General features: G+C 63.2%; 16 protein-coding genes. 8 read left to right on the top strand and 8 right to left on the bottom strand.

Features of this window, described 5'->3' with window-relative positions; genetic code table 11:
- Positions 1-20 precede the first annotated feature (20 nt).
- The gene (locus ASE60_RS12025) at positions 21-959 is read left to right on the top strand and encodes a LysR substrate-binding domain-containing protein (protein ID WP_057250542.1); all 939 of its coding nucleotides are present in this window, start codon (positions 21-23) and stop codon (positions 957-959) included.
- Between the two features lie 30 nt (positions 960-989).
- Here ASE60_RS12025 and ASE60_RS12020 read toward each other — a convergent pair whose 3' ends face one another.
- A complete protein-coding gene (locus tag ASE60_RS12020) occupies positions 990-1,652 on the bottom strand; it encodes a glutathione S-transferase family protein (RefSeq protein WP_057250540.1) in 663 nt (220 codons plus the stop codon).
- Positions 1,653-1,859: 207 nt separating this feature from the next.
- Between ASE60_RS12020 and ASE60_RS34550 the strand changes: the two genes are divergently transcribed.
- The 4 genes from ASE60_RS34550 (at position 1,860) to ASE60_RS12000 (ending at position 7,159) form a co-directional block, all read left to right on the top strand.
- A complete protein-coding gene (locus tag ASE60_RS34550; protein WP_143032883.1) occupies positions 1,860-2,228 on the top strand; it encodes a hypothetical protein in 369 nt (122 codons plus the stop codon).
- A 120-nt stretch (positions 2,229-2,348) separates the two neighbouring features.
- On the top strand, positions 2,349-3,719 hold the full coding sequence (locus ASE60_RS12010; RefSeq protein ID WP_057250536.1) for a PepSY domain-containing protein: 1,371 nt from the start codon (positions 2,349-2,351) through the stop codon (positions 3,717-3,719).
- 173 nt (positions 3,720-3,892) lie between these two features.
- Entirely contained in the window at positions 3,893-6,226 is a 2,334-nt protein-coding gene (locus ASE60_RS12005) for an EAL domain-containing protein (protein WP_057250534.1), read from the top strand.
- A 144-nt stretch (positions 6,227-6,370) separates the two neighbouring features.
- Positions 6,371-7,159, top strand: coding sequence for a L,D-transpeptidase family protein (locus tag ASE60_RS12000; RefSeq protein WP_057250532.1), 789 nt, complete (start codon positions 6,371-6,373; stop codon positions 7,157-7,159).
- 60 nt (positions 7,160-7,219) lie between these two features.
- Here ASE60_RS12000 and ASE60_RS11995 read toward each other — a convergent pair whose 3' ends face one another.
- A complete protein-coding gene (locus ASE60_RS11995) occupies positions 7,220-7,696 on the bottom strand; it encodes a MarR family transcriptional regulator (protein WP_057250530.1) in 477 nt (158 codons plus the stop codon).
- A 114-nt stretch (positions 7,697-7,810) separates the two neighbouring features.
- Here ASE60_RS11995 and ASE60_RS11990 point away from each other — a divergent pair, with 114 nt between their 5' ends.
- Positions 7,811-8,233, top strand: a complete 423-nt coding sequence (locus ASE60_RS11990; protein WP_057250528.1) for an organic hydroperoxide resistance protein — start codon at positions 7,811-7,813, stop codon at positions 8,231-8,233.
- A 132-nt stretch (positions 8,234-8,365) separates the two neighbouring features.
- On the opposite strand, the gene ASE60_RS11985 is transcribed toward ASE60_RS11990, so the two are convergent.
- Positions 8,366-8,578: an alkylphosphonate utilization protein gene (locus tag ASE60_RS11985; RefSeq protein WP_057250526.1), complete on the bottom strand. Its 213-nt coding sequence runs from the start codon at positions 8,576-8,578 to the stop codon at positions 8,366-8,368.
- Between the two features lie 95 nt (positions 8,579-8,673).
- The gene (locus ASE60_RS11980) at positions 8,674-10,248 is read right to left on the bottom strand and encodes a helicase HerA-like C-terminal domain-containing protein (protein WP_057250524.1); all 1,575 of its coding nucleotides are present in this window, start codon (positions 10,246-10,248) and stop codon (positions 8,674-8,676) included.
- A 248-nt stretch (positions 10,249-10,496) separates the two neighbouring features.
- On the opposite strand from ASE60_RS11980, the gene ASE60_RS11975 reads away from it, so the two are divergent.
- Entirely contained in the window at positions 10,497-10,889 is a 393-nt protein-coding gene (locus ASE60_RS11975; RefSeq protein ID WP_057250522.1) for a DUF2780 domain-containing protein, read from the top strand.
- A gap of 87 nt (positions 10,890-10,976) precedes the next feature.
- Here the strand turns inward: ASE60_RS11975 and ASE60_RS11970 are convergent, their stop codons facing one another.
- Both ASE60_RS11970 and wrbA read right to left on the bottom strand, forming a co-directional pair.
- Positions 10,977-12,179: an MFS transporter gene (locus ASE60_RS11970; RefSeq protein ID WP_200964173.1), complete on the bottom strand. Its 1,203-nt coding sequence runs from the start codon at positions 12,177-12,179 to the stop codon at positions 10,977-10,979.
- Positions 12,179-12,811 carry an NAD(P)H:quinone oxidoreductase gene (gene wrbA, locus ASE60_RS11965; RefSeq protein ID WP_057250521.1) on the bottom strand — a complete coding sequence of 211 codons (633 nt, stop codon included), beginning with the start codon at positions 12,809-12,811 and terminating at the stop codon, positions 12,179-12,181. Before wrbA ends, ASE60_RS11970 begins: the two co-directional genes overlap by 1 nt.
- 108 nt (positions 12,812-12,919) lie before the next feature.
- Between wrbA and ASE60_RS11960 the strand changes: the two genes are divergently transcribed.
- Positions 12,920-13,831, top strand: a complete 912-nt coding sequence (locus ASE60_RS11960; protein WP_057251080.1) for a LysR family transcriptional regulator — start codon at positions 12,920-12,922, stop codon at positions 13,829-13,831.
- Here the strand turns inward: ASE60_RS11960 and ASE60_RS11955 are convergent.
- Both ASE60_RS11955 and ASE60_RS11950 read right to left on the bottom strand, forming a co-directional pair.
- Positions 13,828-14,988 carry an MFS transporter gene (locus ASE60_RS11955; protein WP_057250519.1) on the bottom strand — a complete coding sequence of 387 codons (1,161 nt, stop codon included), beginning with the start codon at positions 14,986-14,988 and terminating at the stop codon, positions 13,828-13,830. The genes ASE60_RS11960 and ASE60_RS11955 overlap by 4 nt on opposite strands.
- Positions 14,989-15,138: 150 nt before the next feature.
- Positions 15,139-15,975: an aldo/keto reductase gene (locus tag ASE60_RS11950; protein WP_057250518.1), complete on the bottom strand. Its 837-nt coding sequence runs from the start codon at positions 15,973-15,975 to the stop codon at positions 15,139-15,141.
- Positions 15,976-16,038 lie beyond the last annotated feature (63 nt).

The following is a 16,038-nucleotide window of genomic DNA, read 5'->3' as shown; positions in this document are numbered from 1 at the left end:
AACGGGTTTAGGAAAACTATATGAGAGATCTGAATTCCGTCCATTTGAACGGGCTTCGCGCCGTGGAAGCGGCCGGTCGCCTTGGTTCGTTGGCGGCTGCTGCCGAGGAGCTCGGCGTGACCTCAGGCGCCGTCAGCCAGCAGATTGCCAAGGCGGAGGCCCAGCTTGGCCGCATCCTGTTCGAGCGCACGCCGCGCGGCCTCGTCCCGACCGACTTTGGCCTGCGTTTCCTCGTCCGCCTCAGCAACGCCTTTCAGGAGCTGGCGGAGGCCGTGGCCTCGGCTCGGCGACGCGACGAGTCGGTGCTGACGATCTCGGTGGCACCGGTCTTTGCCGCCCGCTGGCTGGTCTATCGGCTGAACCGTTTCGCCGAGCGCCACCCCGACATTCGCCTGCGCATCGATGCCACGACCAAGCTCGTCAATCTCGACACATCGGATGTGGATGTCGGCATCCGTGTGGGCTCGGGCGACTGGCCTGGCGTTAAATCCGAACTGCTGTTGCAGCAGGAGGTCTTTCCCGTCTGTTCGCCGGTCGTGGCGCAGAACTTGCGCGTACCTGCAGATATTCTAAAGCTCCCCGCCGTGATCGACGGACACTCGATGTTCAGCTGGGAGGTGTGGCTTCGCGAAGTCGGCCTCTCCGGTGCCGAAATGACCGTTCGCCACACGTTCAATGAGGCGTCGCTGGTGCTCGATGCGGCGATCTCGGGGCAGGGGGTCATGCTCGCCTGGCAGACGCTCGCCGGCTTCGCGATCACCCAAGGCAGTTTGGTCGTGCCCTTCGGTATCCGCGTGGGCACCGGCTACGGCCACTACTTCGTCAGCTCGCCATCGCGGCGGGAAAGCAAGGCCGCAGCCGCCTTCAAGCGCTGGGTTCGTGACGAGGTGGAGGAGGGCATGCGCCTGCTCGATCTCAGGGCGCCGCGCGTACGCTTCGACGCGGCGACCATGCGCTGATCACTTGAAACGAGCCCCCCTCCGGACGGCTCAATCCGCCGGCTCTTTCAGCCGCTCTTCCATCATCGCCTTGAAAGCCGGGCGGGCATGGCAGCGGGCAAGCCAGGCCGAAACGCGTGGATGCTTCTCGAAGAGCTGTTTCTGGCTCATGGCGTAGCGGAAGACTTCCGCGAGGTTGAGGTCGGCTACGGTGAAGCGATCGCCAACCAGGTAGTCGCGCCCGTCGAGGTGCTCTTCCAGGCGGGTAAACACCTTGTCGAGGGACTTGGCGCAGGTAGTGATCGTTGCCCTGCCTTGGTCGGTTTCCTCAGTGCCGTAGTCGTAGGTGAGGATGATCTGCACCGCATGCGGCTCGACCTCCGTCGCCGCCCACATCGTCCAGTTGCCCATCAGTCCCTCTTCACGGATATCAGCCGGTCCCAGCGGGCCGCCGTATTTGCGCGCAAGGAAAAGATTGTTGGCAAGCGATTCCGTCAGTACGACGCCGTCGTCTTCGATCGCCGGAATCAGACCCATCGGGTTGACGGCGAGGAAGGCCGGCGACTTGGTGTTGATGGGCGCATCGGCGGCAAGCGGATCTGCAACCCGGCGCGCCTGGATGACCGGAACGGACGTGAAGGGGATTCCGAGCTCCCGCGCCATCCAGTAATTGCGCGATGCGCGCGAGCGATAGACTCCGTAGATCGTCAGCATGTCGTCCTCCCGTCGTTGCCGTGACCTTGTCTTAAGCCAAGCGTGCTGGACGGCGAAAGCCGGCGCCGCTGATACCACACATGAAATCTTTTGATAGGCCATGCGGCCCATTGCCCGCTTGCCTTTCGCGCCGTTGGTCTTTAGCTGTCGCAGTCGATTTTGGGGGCACTTTTGGCGCGACGGTTTCTAGGCGATCGGTTGACGGACATGGCGGCGCGTTTGCTCTGCGCGCTTGTCCTCGTCATCTCGGCCCTGATCCAGCAGCCGGCGGTCGCCATGCCGGTTGCGCCTGATACGACCGCCTACGCGCTTCCCGATGGAACGTTTGCCGATCTCTGCCTCACCGGCCACGACGATGCCGACGGAAAAGGTGGTACGAGAGGCCATGGATGCCAGTCCTGCTGCCTCGTCGCCCCCGCTGATCTGCCGGCGCCGTATCCGATCGCCGCACCACCGCTATCTCTCGCCTGGCATGTGTCGGTTCCTGCCAATGAACTTCTGTTTGTTCGCGGTGTGCTCCGCGGCGGCACAGGGCCTAGGGCGCCACCATCGGGTTTCTCCCTGATATCCGCTTGAGCGGCGGCTGACGGCCTCCCAGGCGTCGAAACTGCTGTTCGACGTCGCCGGCCGTGATCCGCGACCGACCCGACCATCACGAGGCGAAGCCGCGATAATGCGGATTTCCCGGAGAAACCCATGACAACCGCATCCTTTACCGGCGCCGCAGCGCAGCCGGTCGCCGCCGAGCGCGGCATTTCCCTCTATCGCGCCATCTGGCGCTGGCACTTCTTTGCCGGCCTGCTCGTCATCCCGTTCATGATCAGCCTGGCCGTCACCGGTGGCCTCTATCTCTTCAACGACGAGATCGACGATACCGTCTTCGCCTATCGCAACATCGTGCCTGCCGGGACCGAACGGCTGCCGCCTTCGGCGATCGTCGCCACCGCTGTCGAATCCGTGCCCGGCAGCGCCGCCGTCTCCTATCGCACACCCGCCGGTGCCGATCGCTCGGCGCGCGTCACGGTGGGTATCGGCAAGGCCAAAATGCTGGTCTTCGTCGATCCCTATACCGGCGCCATCCTCGATCACGTCGCGCCCACGGAAGAGTTCAATCAGGTGGTCGAGGACCTGCACAGCCTCGACTATTTCGGTAAGTCGGTCGAAACGATCATCGAGATTGTTGCGGGCTTTGCCATTCTGCTGGTCTTCACCGGCATTTATCTCTGGTGGCCGCGCCAGCAGACCGGCGGTGTGCTGACCGTGCGCGGCACGCCCGCGCGCCGCGTGTTCTGGCGTGACCTTCATGCCGTGACCGGCATCGTCGCCGGGCTGCTGATCGTCTTCCTCGCCTTCTCCGGTCTTCTGTGGTCCGGCTACTGGGGCGCCACCGTCAACGGCAAGCTGACGGCCATGGGGCTCGGCTATCCCGCGGTGCTTTGGGACCAGGTGCCAACCGCGACCAAGGTTTCGACCGATGTCCTCCCCAGGGCGAACTGGCTGATGGAGAATGCTCCGGTCCCGACGTCGAGCGGCGTCGGCGCCGAGCCGGTCGGCATAGACCGCGCGGTCGCGATCGCCGATGAGGCCGGCATGCTGCCCGGCTATGAGCTGGCGCTCCCGACCGATGAGAGCGGCGTCTACACGGCCGCGATCTTTCCGGCCGAGCTCGCACGGGAGCGCACGATCCACATCGACCAGTACTCCGGCAAACCGCTTGTCGATGTAGCCTTTGGCGATTACCCGGCGCTCGGAAAGGCGATCGAATGGAGCATCAACGTGCACAAGGGGCAGGAGTGGGGGCGCGCCAATCAGTTGTTGATGCTTGCCGCCTGCCTGTCCATCGTGCTCATCTCGCTCTCCGCCGTCGTCATGTGGTGGAAGCGTCGCCCGGCGGGGCGCGTCGGGGTGCCGCCGATGCCGCCGAAGCGCAGTGTCTATGCAGGATTGTGGATCATGGCCATTTTCTTTGACCTCACTTTTCCGCTGACGGGGCTTGCGATCGTTATCATGGTGGTGGCCGACCAACTGCTGATGCTCGCGCCGGCGGCGCGCCGACGTCTGTCCTGAAATCGACGAAGGGGTGGCGCCGTCACCCCTTCTTTTCAGGCACGCAACTTGGAGATTGCAACCTCTGCACGATTTTTCTACAAGTTATTTAGGAAGGGCTAACTCTTGCTCGTCTAACGTGAAGTGGGGAAAGATCGACCAGCGACGCGGCTGAGCGCGTCGGGAGGCCTTGCTTGGCGAAGAACACGTCTCGCAATCCGCGATATGCCGCCTTAAATGCTGGCGGCAACGAGGATACACGTCGCCTGATCGATGCCAGCCATCGGCTGGCGGAAGAAGTTGCGCGGATCTTTCCGACCGAACCCGACATCGCAGACCGCCACTACTGGTTGGAGACGATGATCAACCATGTGCCCGACTACATCTATGCCAAGGATGTCGAAGGGCGGTTCCTCATCGCCAACCAGGTGACTGTTGCCGACAACGGCCTGGAAGGTCTCAAGGATATCGTCGGTAAGACCGACTTCGATCTCCATCCGCCGCACATGGCACAGGCGATCGCCGACATCGAGCGCCGCGTCATCGAAACCGGCGAACCGATTTTCGGCATCGAGGAACGGGCGATCGTCAGCAAGGGCCGCGACCGCTGGCTGATGACCTCCAAGGTGCCGCTGCGCAACAAGCGCGGCGAGATTGTCGGCGTCGTCGGCGTGTCGCGCGATATCTCCGACAGAAAGGCGGCCGAACGCCTGCTCGAAGGGCAGGCCCGCCTACTGGAAATGATCGCCAACAGCCGACCGCTCGACGAATTCTTCCGCGACATGATCCTGCTGATCGAGGCGCTGATGCCTGGCATCAAGGGGTCGGTGCTGTTGCTGTCGGCCGATGGCCGCCACCTGTTCCATGGCGCGGCACCAAGCCTCGACGAGAGCTATTGCGCGACGATCCATGGCGTCGAGATCGGCCCTCACATGGGCTCCTGCGGCACGGCGGCCTGGCGCGGCGAACAGGTGATCGTCTCGGACATTCTCGCCGATCCTCTCTGGGACGATTATCGCGAGCTCGTTCGACCCTATGGGTTCCGCTCCTGCTGGTCGACTCCCGTCCATTCGCGCGACCGCAAGGTGCTTGGCACATTTGCGCTCTATTCCGGCGCGGTCTGCGTTCCCAACGAAGGGCAGAAGGAGCTGATTGCGATGGCGGCGCATCTCGCCGGTATTGCAATCGAGCGCAAGCACGCGGAGGACCGTATCAGTTTCATGGCGCATCATGATGCGCTGACGGGCCTGCCCAACCGGGCGCTGTTCGAGGAGCAGGTCGCCGAGGCGCTGGAGGCCCTGCGCGGCACCGGTCAATGGGCGGTGCTCGCCTTCCTCGATCTCGATAATTTCAAGCTGGTCAACGATACGCTCGGCCATGCGGCCGGCGACGAGCTGTTGAAGGTCACCGCCTCCCGCATGCGCTCGTCGGTGCGCAAGTCGGATATGGTCGTGCGTGTCGGCGGCGACGAATTCATTCTGCTTCTGAACGGCCTTCCCTGCGAACGGGATGTCGTGCTGGCAAGGCTTGAAGATATTCGCCGCGCCATCGCGGGGCCGATGCAGATCGAGGGCCGAAGCCTGCAGGTCACCTGCAGCATGGGCGTCGCCTGCTTTCCCAATCAGGGCAAGACCGTCGGCGAGCTGCTCGCCAATGCCGACATGGCGATGTATCGGGCCAAGGAGCTCGGGCGCAACAATCTGCAGGTCTTCACCGAGGAAATGGCCGCCAAGGCGCACGAGAAGCTGCGTCAGCAGGAGGAGCTGCGCAGGGCGCTGGCACACGAAGAATTCTTTCTGCAGTTCCAGCCGCAGATGAACCTTGCGAATGGCCGCGTTTTCGCAGCCGAAGCCTTGCTTCGTTGGCGTCATCCAGAGCGCGGCACGGTTTCGCCGGCCGAGTTCATTCCGCTTGCCGAAGAAACCGGGCTGATCGTGCCGATCGGTGACTGGGTGCTGCGCGCCGCTTGCCGCCAGGCCAAGGACTGGCAGGATGACGGCCTGCCGCCGCTGATCGTCAGCGTCAACGTTTCGGCGCGCCAGTTCCGCGAGCGCAACTGGGCAGGTCACGTGGCGGCAATTCTCGCCGAAACCGGGCTTGAGCCCTGCTGTCTCGAGCTTGAGCTGACGGAAAGCCTGATCATGCAGGACGTGCCGGGGGCGATTGCCACCATGCATGAGCTGCAGGCGATCGGCGTGCACCTGGCAATCGACGATTTCGGCACCGGCTATTCTAGCCTCAGCGCCTTGAAGCGCTTCCCGGTGCGCCGCCTTAAGATCGACCGGTCCTTCGTTGCGGATATTCCTGTCGATCTCGACGACAACGCGATCACCGCGGCGATCATCTCACTCGCCCAAAATCTTGGCCTGCGCGTCATCGCCGAAGGTGTGGAAAACCAGGCCCAGGTCGAGTTCCTGCGCCAGAGCGGCTGTGACGAGATCCAAGGCTATTTCTTCAGCCGGCCGCTCTCCGCGCCGGATTTTGAAACACTGATGCGCCAGCCACGTTTCAACGCTCACAGCGTCTGAGTTCTCTTCGTTTCACGCCAAGACGCAAGCTTCGGTCCAGCCGGAAATGCAAGCATCGCCCCATTCCGAGGGGCTGTGCGTAGTGTTTCGTTAAGCAATTTCATGCAGCACTCCTCAGGCCGCACTCAAGCCCTTCAGAGTTCGATGTCCTCTTCAGTCGTCTTCTCCCGCCGTCAATTTCTCCGCTCGTCCGGATTGGCTCTTGCCTCCGCCGGTCTTGCAGGCTGCACCTCCTCGATGAACACGGACGTCTTCCGCTATGAGACGGCGCCTGTGTTCCGCAATCCTGCGCTCGAAGGACGCTTTACCGATCCGCGCGCGGAAGGCATCTATGAAAGGCAGGATGGCCCAGGGCCAGTTCCGACCGGTCTGCCGCCGCAGGGCCTCTATGTTTCGGATATTTATGCCTCCATGTACGACGGCGGCTATCAGGTGCCGGAGGTACCGTTCCGTCAGATCGACGCGCGCTTCTATCGTCAGGAGGTCAGCGATCCCTTTGGCGAACAGCCGGGAACGATCGTCGTCGATACCGGTGACCGCTACCTCTATCTGATCCAGCCGGGCGGCCGGGCACTGCGCTACGGCGTCGGCCTCGGCCGTGAAGGTTTCGCCTGGTCGGGCCGCGGCGTCATCCAGTGGAAGCAGAAGTGGCCGCGCTGGACCCCGCCGGACAGCATGGTCGCCCGCCAGCCGCAGCTGAAACCCTATTCGGCCAAGAATGGCGGTATGGCGCCGGGCCTCAACAACCCGCTCGGTTCACGCGCTCTCTACATCTTCCAGAATGGTCAGGACACGCTCTACCGCGTCCACGGAACGCCGGAATGGAAGTCGATCGGCAAGGCCGTCTCGTCCGGCTGCGTTCGCATGCTCAACCAGGATGTCATGGACCTCTACGATCGCGTGCGTGGCAAGGCGCCGATCCTCGTCATCTAACAACCACGGGCGTCGTCGCTCGCGGCATCCCCCAGTCACGAGGGGCGGCCTCTGCAAATGTCAGTCCGCGCCATGGCCGGAATTGAGCTGCCGCGTCAACTGATGCAGCGTCTCGCGGATTTCGCCCGCTTCTTCCAGGCTGCAGCCTGAAGCCTTGCCGATATCTATGAGAATACCGAAGGCCTCGCTTTTCAAATCGCGGCCTTTCTCCGTGAGGCGAACGATTACCTGTCGCTCGTCACCTGGGTCGCGCTGGCGCGCGACAAAGCCGGCTGCCTCCAGGCGTTTCAGAAGCGGCGACAGCGTTCCGGAATCGAGCCCTATCTCCTCGCCAATGCGCTTCACCGTCATTTCGTCCTGTTGCCATAGCGCAAGCAGCACGAGATATTGCGGGTAGGTGAGGCCGAAACGATCGAGCAGCGGCTTGTAGGCACGATTGAAGGCATGCGCCGCCGAATAGACGGCAAAGCAGAGCTGCTTGCCGAGCGACAGCGCCTCCTCCGGAATGGTATCTATATGTGCCGCTTTGTTTGCCATGGTCGCATTCTCGCAAAAACAGGGCGAAAATGCAATTTGCAAAATTAATTTGCACGCAATTGAATTTTGCGCTATCTAACCCTCATCCACTTGGAAACGCAAAGGAGACCGCCAATGCCTATTCTCTACCGCACCACTGCATCCGCAACCGGTGGCCGTGCTGGCCAGGCCAAGAGCGCCGATGGCGTTCTCGATGTCACCCTTACTGTGCCGAAGGAACTTGGCGGCGACGGCGCCCGCGGCACCAATCCTGAACAGCTCTTTGCCGCTGGCTACTCGGCCTGCTTCCTCGGCGCCCTGAAGTTCGTCGCCGGCAAGGAGAAGGTAAAGCTTCCGGAAGACACGAAAGTGACGGGAACAGTCGGCATTGGTCCGCGCGAAGATGGCACCGGCTTCGGTATCGATGCCGCGCTTGAGATCACGTCTCCGGGCGTCGACAAGGCGGTTCTCGAAGACCTCGTCCAGAAGGCGCATATCGTTTGCCCCTATAGCCATGCGACCAAGGGCAATATCGACGTCAAGCTGACGGTTGCCTGATATCTGAATTCCAATCGGAATCCAAAAGCCCGGCGGATCGTTCCGCCGGGCTTTTGTGTTCTCGGAGATCATGATGCTCCACGCAGGCGCTGCATGAGGTGGCTGCCGACGGAGAAGGCCGTCAGCCGTGGGCTATGCCTTCTTCAAAAACTCGGTGCGCAGCACCAGGCCCTTGATCTTCTCCACCCGGCATTCGACTTCATCAGGGTTGTCGGTGAGGCGAATACCCTTGACCATCGTGCCGCGCTTCAGCGTCGTAGAGGTGCCCTTGACCTTCAGATCCTTGATCAGGGTAACGTTGTCGCCGTCCTGGAGGATGGCGCCGTTCGAATCCTTAACGTCCATGCGAATGTTCCTTTCAAAATAACGACGCGCCTCGATCGAAATCAGGGCGCGGGCAAAATATCGACCTCAAGCATTGCCGGTTGCCGCGGCTATGTTCAGCGTCGGCTGAGGCTGCCGAGGATGCCGCGCACCAGGGCGCGGCCGACCTGGGTCGCGACGGTGCGAGCGACCGATTTCATCGCGGCTTCGACGACCGTCTCGCGCTGGTAGCCGGAGCTGCGTGGCCGCGCCTGCTTGCCCGCTGGTGCCGCCGCCTCGTCGTCGCCGAAGCCGGGCAGCGTCCAGCGGCTGCCGCCGGTATTCGCTTCCGTTGTCTGCTGTTCGGCCTGTTCTTGTGCTTGCGCCTGCGCTTCGGCCGTCTTCTTGGCGCGCGCGGTCAGCATCTCATAGGCCGATTCGCGGTCGAAATCCTCGTCATAGAGACCGCGGACCGGGCTCACATCCATCACCTTTTGCCGCTCGGCCTCGGTCAGCGGACCGACGCGCGATTGCGGCGGACGCACGAGCGTGCGCTCGACCATCGAGGGCGCACCCTTGCCTTCGAGCGTCGAGACCAGAGCCTCGCCGGTGCCGAGATTGGTGATGACGGTGGCGCAGTCGAAGTCCGGGTTCGGGCGGAAGGTGTCAGCGGCGGTCTTCACCGCCTTCTGGTCGCGCGGCGTATAGGCGCGAAGCGCGTGCTGAACGCGGTTACCGAGCTGGCCGAGGATCGTTTCCGGCACGTCGAGCGGGTTTTGCGTGACGAAGTAGACGCCCACGCCCTTGGAGCGGATCAGGCGCACGACCTGTTCGACACGCTCCGTCAGCACCTTCGGCGCATCGTTGAAAAGCAGATGCGCCTCGTCGAAGAAGAACACCAGCTTCGGCTTGTCCGGGTCGCCCACCTCAGGCAGTTCCTCGAACAGTTCCGAAAGCAGCCAAAGCAGGAAGGTCGCATAGAGCCGCGGGTTCATCATCAGCTTGTCGGCCGCCAGCACCGAGATCGCGCCGCGCCCGTCATTGGTCGTGCGCATGATGTCGGTGATCTTCAGCGCCGGTTCGCCGAAGAAATGTTCGGCGCCCTGCTGTTCGAGGATCAGGAGTTCGCGTTGGATCGAACCGACCGAGGCCTTGGAGATGAAACCGAACTGATTGGAGAGCGCGCTGGCATTGTCGCCCATGTAGTTGAGCAGCGCCTGCAGATCTTTCAGGTCGAGCAGCGGCAGGCCGCCCTCATCGGCGATCTTGAAGGCGATGTTGAGCACGCCTTCCTGCGCATCCGTGGCGTTCATCAGCCGCGAAAGGAGCAGGGGCCCCATTTCCGACATGGTGGTGCGGACGCGATGGCCCTTCTCGCCGTAGAGATCCCAGAAGATGACCGGGAATTCCTGGAACTCGTAAGGATTTGTCGGCAGGCCGATCTGCTCGGCGCGCTTCAGGATGAAATCCTTGGGCTCGCCGATCGCGCCGATGCCGGAGAGATCGCCCTTGACGTCGGCGCAGAAGACGGGGACGCCGGCATTGGCAAAACCTTCGGCGAGGACCTGCAGGGTGATCGTCTTGCCGGTGCCGGTGGCGCCGGTGATCAGGCCGTGGCGGTTGCCGAACTTGAGTTCCAGATACTCGCCCTTGTTGATCGAATCATCAGGCTTGCGGCTGGTGCCGATAAAGAGCTTGCCTTCTTCCAACATGTGGGCTTCATCTCCGTTTCATCAATGAAAGCGGGCGGTTCGCGGTTGATCGCAAGTGCCCGTCATCGAAATGTGCCTGGTTTTCTGTTATAGGTGCTGCGGTTGCGCCCGGCAACAAGGCTGTGCCAGCGCGCGACCGGAAAGCGGCGTTATCGACGGGCCGATAGTCACTGCTCACGGCTTGTTATTTGGTGGGCGATCATTTACCTTGACGTCAACGTCAAAAATCCAAGTGAGGGAGTTTTTCCATGAATGAACTGGTCACGCGCGTCGCGGAGAACGTCGGCATCGAGCCTGCAACGGCCGAAAAGGCTGTCGGCATGATCCTCGGCTTCCTGCAGCGCGAAGCCGCTGACGGCCCGGTTGCCCAGATGATCGAAGCGATTCCGGGCGCCTCCGAGCTCATCGCCCAGTACAATGGCGAAGGCACGGGTGGCGGCGGTCTGCTCGGCGGCCTGATGTCGGCGATCGGCGGCGGCGGCGTCATGGCGCTCGGCCAGCAGCTGATGAGCCAGGGTCTCGGCATGGGCGAAATCACCTCGCTCGCCAAGGAGACCATCGCCTTTGCCAAGGAAAAGGCAGGCGATGAAGTGGTCGACGAAGTCGTCGCCTCGGTTCCGGGCCTCAGCCAGTTCGTCTGATCCGCGGACAATCCGCCGGAAATGCCGAACCCACCGGTTTGCCGCCGGTGGGTTTTTCTTTGCGATTTGCTCTTTGCATGCAGGCCATCATCGCCGTTGGGCCTTGCTTCGCAGGGTCTGCTCCAGTGTGCTCGCAAGCAGGATGCAGAGAAGGGCGCCGACGCCGATGAAGGCCGCGCCCGAGGCCCAGCCGTAGCGTTCGATCGCCGTTCCGACTGCAACCGGCCCGACGAGTTGCCCCAGATTGCTGCCCTGCATCAAGAGCCCCATTGCCAACGGCGCAAGCGCCGGACGCGGCGACAGGATCGGCACCGACGAGATCAACGTGGCGGGGATCAGGCCGCCGATCGCGGAAAACAGCACGCAAAGCCCGAAGATCAGATTTCCACCGGACTGGCTCAGGAAGATCCATAGGCCGAACACACCCATCAGCAAGGCAGCGCTGGCGATCAACCGGCCGCGGGCAAAGCTGCGAGACAGCAGATGGCCGGCGGCAAGATTGCCGATGACGTTCACCAGTGTGATGATGGCGCTGAGGAGGCCGACGGTCCCGAGCGAGACGTGCATACGCTGGACCAACAGGATCGGCAGGAAGCTGGAAAGCGTGAAGCTCATCAGGCTGTAGAGCGAAAACAGAACGAAGAGCAGCACCGGGCCGCGGCTTGTAAGCGTTTCGGTCGCATCATCCCGGAAGCTGGCGGCGATGCTGGATGTTTCCCGAGACGGCGACACCGCCAGGAAGATGGAAGCCAGGCTTGCCAGCGTGATCAGCCCGTTGCTCCTCCAGATCGCTTGCCAATCGGGAAAAAGTGGCCCCGTCAGCATGGCGGCCGCGATGCCCGCCGGCATGAAACAGCTCCACAGCGAAAAGACGAGGTCGCGGCGATCCGATGTCACCAAGCGCATCAGAATGGCCGGGCCGGCGACGACGACAAGCAGGAACCCGAAGCCTTCGACGATGCGTGACAGAAGAAGCAGCGTGAACGCGTGGCTGGCCGCTCCACTGAAGGAGCCGAGCGCCAGCATCGCCATCCCGATGCCGACCAGACGCCGGTCCCCGGCAGCAGTGACGAACGCGCCGGCCGCCATGCCGCCGACGACGCCGACGATGGCGAAGACCGAGGTGATCCAGCCGAGGGCGGGGAGATCGAGCCCAAGGTCGGACTGAAGCAACGGACCGGCAATCAGCCCCTTGCCGACCTGCATGGCCGCGACCACGCCGGCGGCAACGACCGTCATCACGCCCGCCCAATCTGTTCTCTCCCGAGCGAAGGTTGTGGCCGTGGCCATCAGGCAATCTCCGCCACGCGCGCACGACCGGCGACCAGCGCCGCCGCCAGGTCTGCGACGTGGCGTCCTTGGAAGCGTGCGCCTTCCAGCTCGTTGGCGCTTGGCCGACGGTCGCCGCCGTTGCCGTCGTCGGCGAGCGTCGAGGCGCCGTAGGGCGAGCCGCCGGTGATTTCGTCCATGCGCATCTGACCCTTGAAGCTGTAGGGCAGGCCGGCAATCACCATGCCGAGATGGAGAAGCACGGTATGGGTGGCGAGGATCGTCGATTCCTGGCCACCATGCTGGCTTCCGGTCGAGGTGAAGACGCTGCCGATGCGGCCGACCAAAGCGTCGCGCGCCCAGATACCGCCCGCCTGATCGAGGAAGTTTTTCATCTGCGCGGCCATGTTGCCGAAGCGTGTCGGCGTACCGATGATGATCGCGTCATAGTCAGGCAGTTCCGCGACGGTCGCGACCGGTGCGACCTGATCGCGCTTGTAGCCCGCCTTGATGGCAACGGCTTCCGGCACGATTTCGGGCACCCGCTTGAGCACGGCGGTGGCGCCAGCGGCGCGCGCGCCCTCGGCAACCGCCGCCGCCATGGTCTCGATATGACCGTAGGATGAGTAGTAGAGCACGAGTATCCTGGCCATCGGGCCTTCCTTCCTGCTGAGCACTTGCTGTTCGGAAAAGAAGATGGATGCTTTCCATGATCTGATGAAGTGAGATAAACTTCATCAAATTGATCTATGGAATCGATCATGCTGGATGCCCTGACACTCGATCAGATGCGGACCTTCGTGACCGTCGCCGAAAGCGGGAGTTTCCGCGGGGGTGCAGCCCGGCTTTCCCGAGTGCAGTCGGCGGTCAGCCATGCCATCGCCAATCTCGAGACGGAACTCGGAGTCGCTCTGTTTGATCGTTCGGGCCATCGGCCGGTGCTGACACAGGAAGGGCAGGCCCTGCTTGCCAATGCCCGCGATATCCTGCTGCGGGTGGACGCCATGCGGGCCCGCGCGCGAGGGCTCGGCGAGGGGATCGAACTGGAGCTTTCGCTGATCGTCGACACGCTCTTCCCGATCGAGACGGTCGGGCTCGCCCTGAACGAGATGCGGACGATCTACCCCAATGTTTCAATCAGGCTTGCGGTTTCACCGCTGGGCGGACCGCTGGATGGCCTCGTCGAACGCCGCTTCACTCTCGGTATCATGGTCGGCGAGGATTTCCGCGATCCGGCTATCGCCCGCCAGGCGCTCTCGACGGTTCAGATCGTTGCAGTCGTTGCGGCGCATCATCCCCTGGGGCTGAGTGCCGGCGATGGTGCACTCGAAAACGCCGCGCTTGCCGACCATCTGCAGATCGTGCAGTCCGATCCGTCGCAGCGCACGGTGGGGCGGGATTTCGGCGTGCTTTCGCCGCAGACCTGTCGCGTCAGCAGCCAGGATACGAAACATGCGATGATCTGCGCCGGTCTCGGTTGGGGCCGGCTGCCGCTCTGGCAGGTGGAGCGGGATCTCGAAGAGGGCCGGCTGGTGCGCATGCCGACGACGGCCCTTGGCCGCAACAGTCAAGTCGGTGCCGAGGCCTATCTGGTGCATCGGATCGATGAGCCGCTCGGGCCGGCTGCCCGTGTTTTCGGTGAGGCGCTTGCCTTGCGCTGCGCCGAGGCCTAACGGCGCCCTGTCGCTGCAAACATCAGAGTGAAGAAGACGAGGACGGTGCCCACGCCGAGCGGGCCGGCGATAGGGTCGATGAAGTTCATCAGCGCGCCGGTGGCGCCCGACCCTGCAGCGCTGCCGGCGGCATAAGCGAGCGAGAAGGCGGCACTGCCGGCAACGAGCATGCTGCCGCGATATTCTTCGCCAAGCATCGTCAGGGCGGCCGTGTAGAGCGCGAAGCTGGCGGCGCCGATGAAGGCGAATGTCAGCAGCAAAGCCACGTTCGAAGACAGGAACGGCACCAGAAGGTAGCCGGTGGCGGCGACGGCGGCTGCTGAGATCGCCACACGGCGGCGCGGCAGCCGGTCGAGAAGCACGCCGATGAAGGGCTGCGCCAGCGCGGTCGGGATCGCAAGCGCCGTCACGCTGAGCGCGGCAAAGGCCTGGCTGTGGCCCGTTTTGACGAAGTAGACCGGCATTGCCGAGATCGCCGCGATATCGGCAATGCCGAACATCAGCACCATGAGGATCAGCATCGGTGCCTTCTTGAAGAAGGCGAAGAGGTCGCGTGTCGAGGAAGGCTCGGGCCGAGTGCGCGCACCCATGGTCAGGAGCCCGGTGAGGAAGGCGACGAGCGCGATATAGATCGCCAGCAGCGCAAAGCCGAGGCCGCCGCTGGTGCCGAGCAACGGGATCGCCAGCGGACCGGCGGCAAAGCCGCCGCACATGCCGGCGCCGTAAAGGCCGGAAACGCGACCGCGCAGCCGGTCGGGACAGGCCGTATTCAGCCAGGCTTCGCCGAGCATGAACACCATGCTGACGAAGAAGCCGAGGGCGAAGCGGGCGATAAACCAGATGGGAAGCTCTGACGTCGAGGCAAGCGTCGCGAGGCAGATGGAGCAGCCGCAGAGACTGGCGATGATCAGCCGGTCGGCGGAGGCAAGCCGCGTCAACCGGCCGAGAAGCAGGGTCGCCACGCCGAGACCGGCGGCAAAGCCCATGGCATTGAGGCCGATCATTCCGGCAGAGACGCCACGGCTTTCAAGCGAAAGCGAGATCAGCGGATAGGTGAGCCCCTGCGCCACCGAGAAGGCGGTGACCCCCAGGACGACGGCGATGATCGCCGGCCAATCGGGAGCGAAATCGCTCGTCTGCGCCTCATGCAAAGACATCGCCCCCTCCCTCTGATCGGTGTCTGCGGGGCATGTCCATATCGTATCCGCCGCCGGCTGGGAATTGGCCGGCGGCGAAATGGCGGAGCGGGATGAGGAAAAGTGTGAGCGGTTTTCCGCCCGCATCCCGCTCCACTACAAGAGAGTAGATCAGGCGGCCTTGTCCCAGACCGGAGCCAGACCTTCCGGATTGACGATGCGACCGTCGGGGCGGGCAAGCGCGTGGATCTCTGCCATCTCGCCGTCGCCGAGCGCGAAGTCGAAGATCGCGAAGTTTTCCTTCAACCGATCGATCGTCGCGGTCTTGGAAAGCGTGATCACGTCCTTCTGCTGCACCAGCCAGCGCAGCACCACCTGGGCGGCCGTCTTGCCGCGGCGTGCGCCGATCTCCTTCAGCAGCGGATCGTTCGGGACCTTGCCGTTCGCCATCGCGTAGTAGGCAGTGATCGACATGCCGTGCTTGCGCGCGATCTCGAGCACCTTGGTCTGGTCGAGATAGGGATGGTATTCGACCTGGTTGGTGGCGATCGGGGCGTCGCTGAGCTTCACCGCTTCTTCCATCTGTGCCGTGTTGAAGTTGCTGACGCCGATATGACGGACCTTGCCGGCCTTCTGCACCTCGTTGAGGGCGCCGATGCGCTCGGCCATCGGCACGTCACTGCCGCCCGGCCAGTGCAGGAGAAGCAGGTCGACATGGTCGGTCCTCAGCTTTTTCAGGCTCTCGTCGACCGAGGCGAGGAAGTCGCGATGCGCATATTTGTCGACCCAGACCTTGGTGGTGAGGAAGATGTCGGCGCGTGACACGCCGGAGTTATGGATGGCTTCGCCGACCTCGGCCTCGTTGCCGTAGATCTGGGCCGTGTCGACATGGTGGAAGCCGAGCTTGAGCGCTTCCGGCAGCACCCGCAGCACGTCGGCGCCGGGCATGCGGAAAGTGCCGAAGCCGAGCGCCGGGATGTTGGCACCGTTTGAATTGACGGAATGCATGGTGGGTAACTCCTTGTACTTGACCTGCTGTACTTGGCGAGCGCCCGGCCGGATGGCCGGGCG

Source organism: Ensifer sp. Root278, assembly GCF_001429285.1.
In the GTDB taxonomy this organism is placed as follows: Bacteria; Pseudomonadota; Alphaproteobacteria; order Rhizobiales; family Rhizobiaceae; genus Ensifer.
This window is presented reverse-complemented; position numbering and strand designations above follow the sequence as displayed.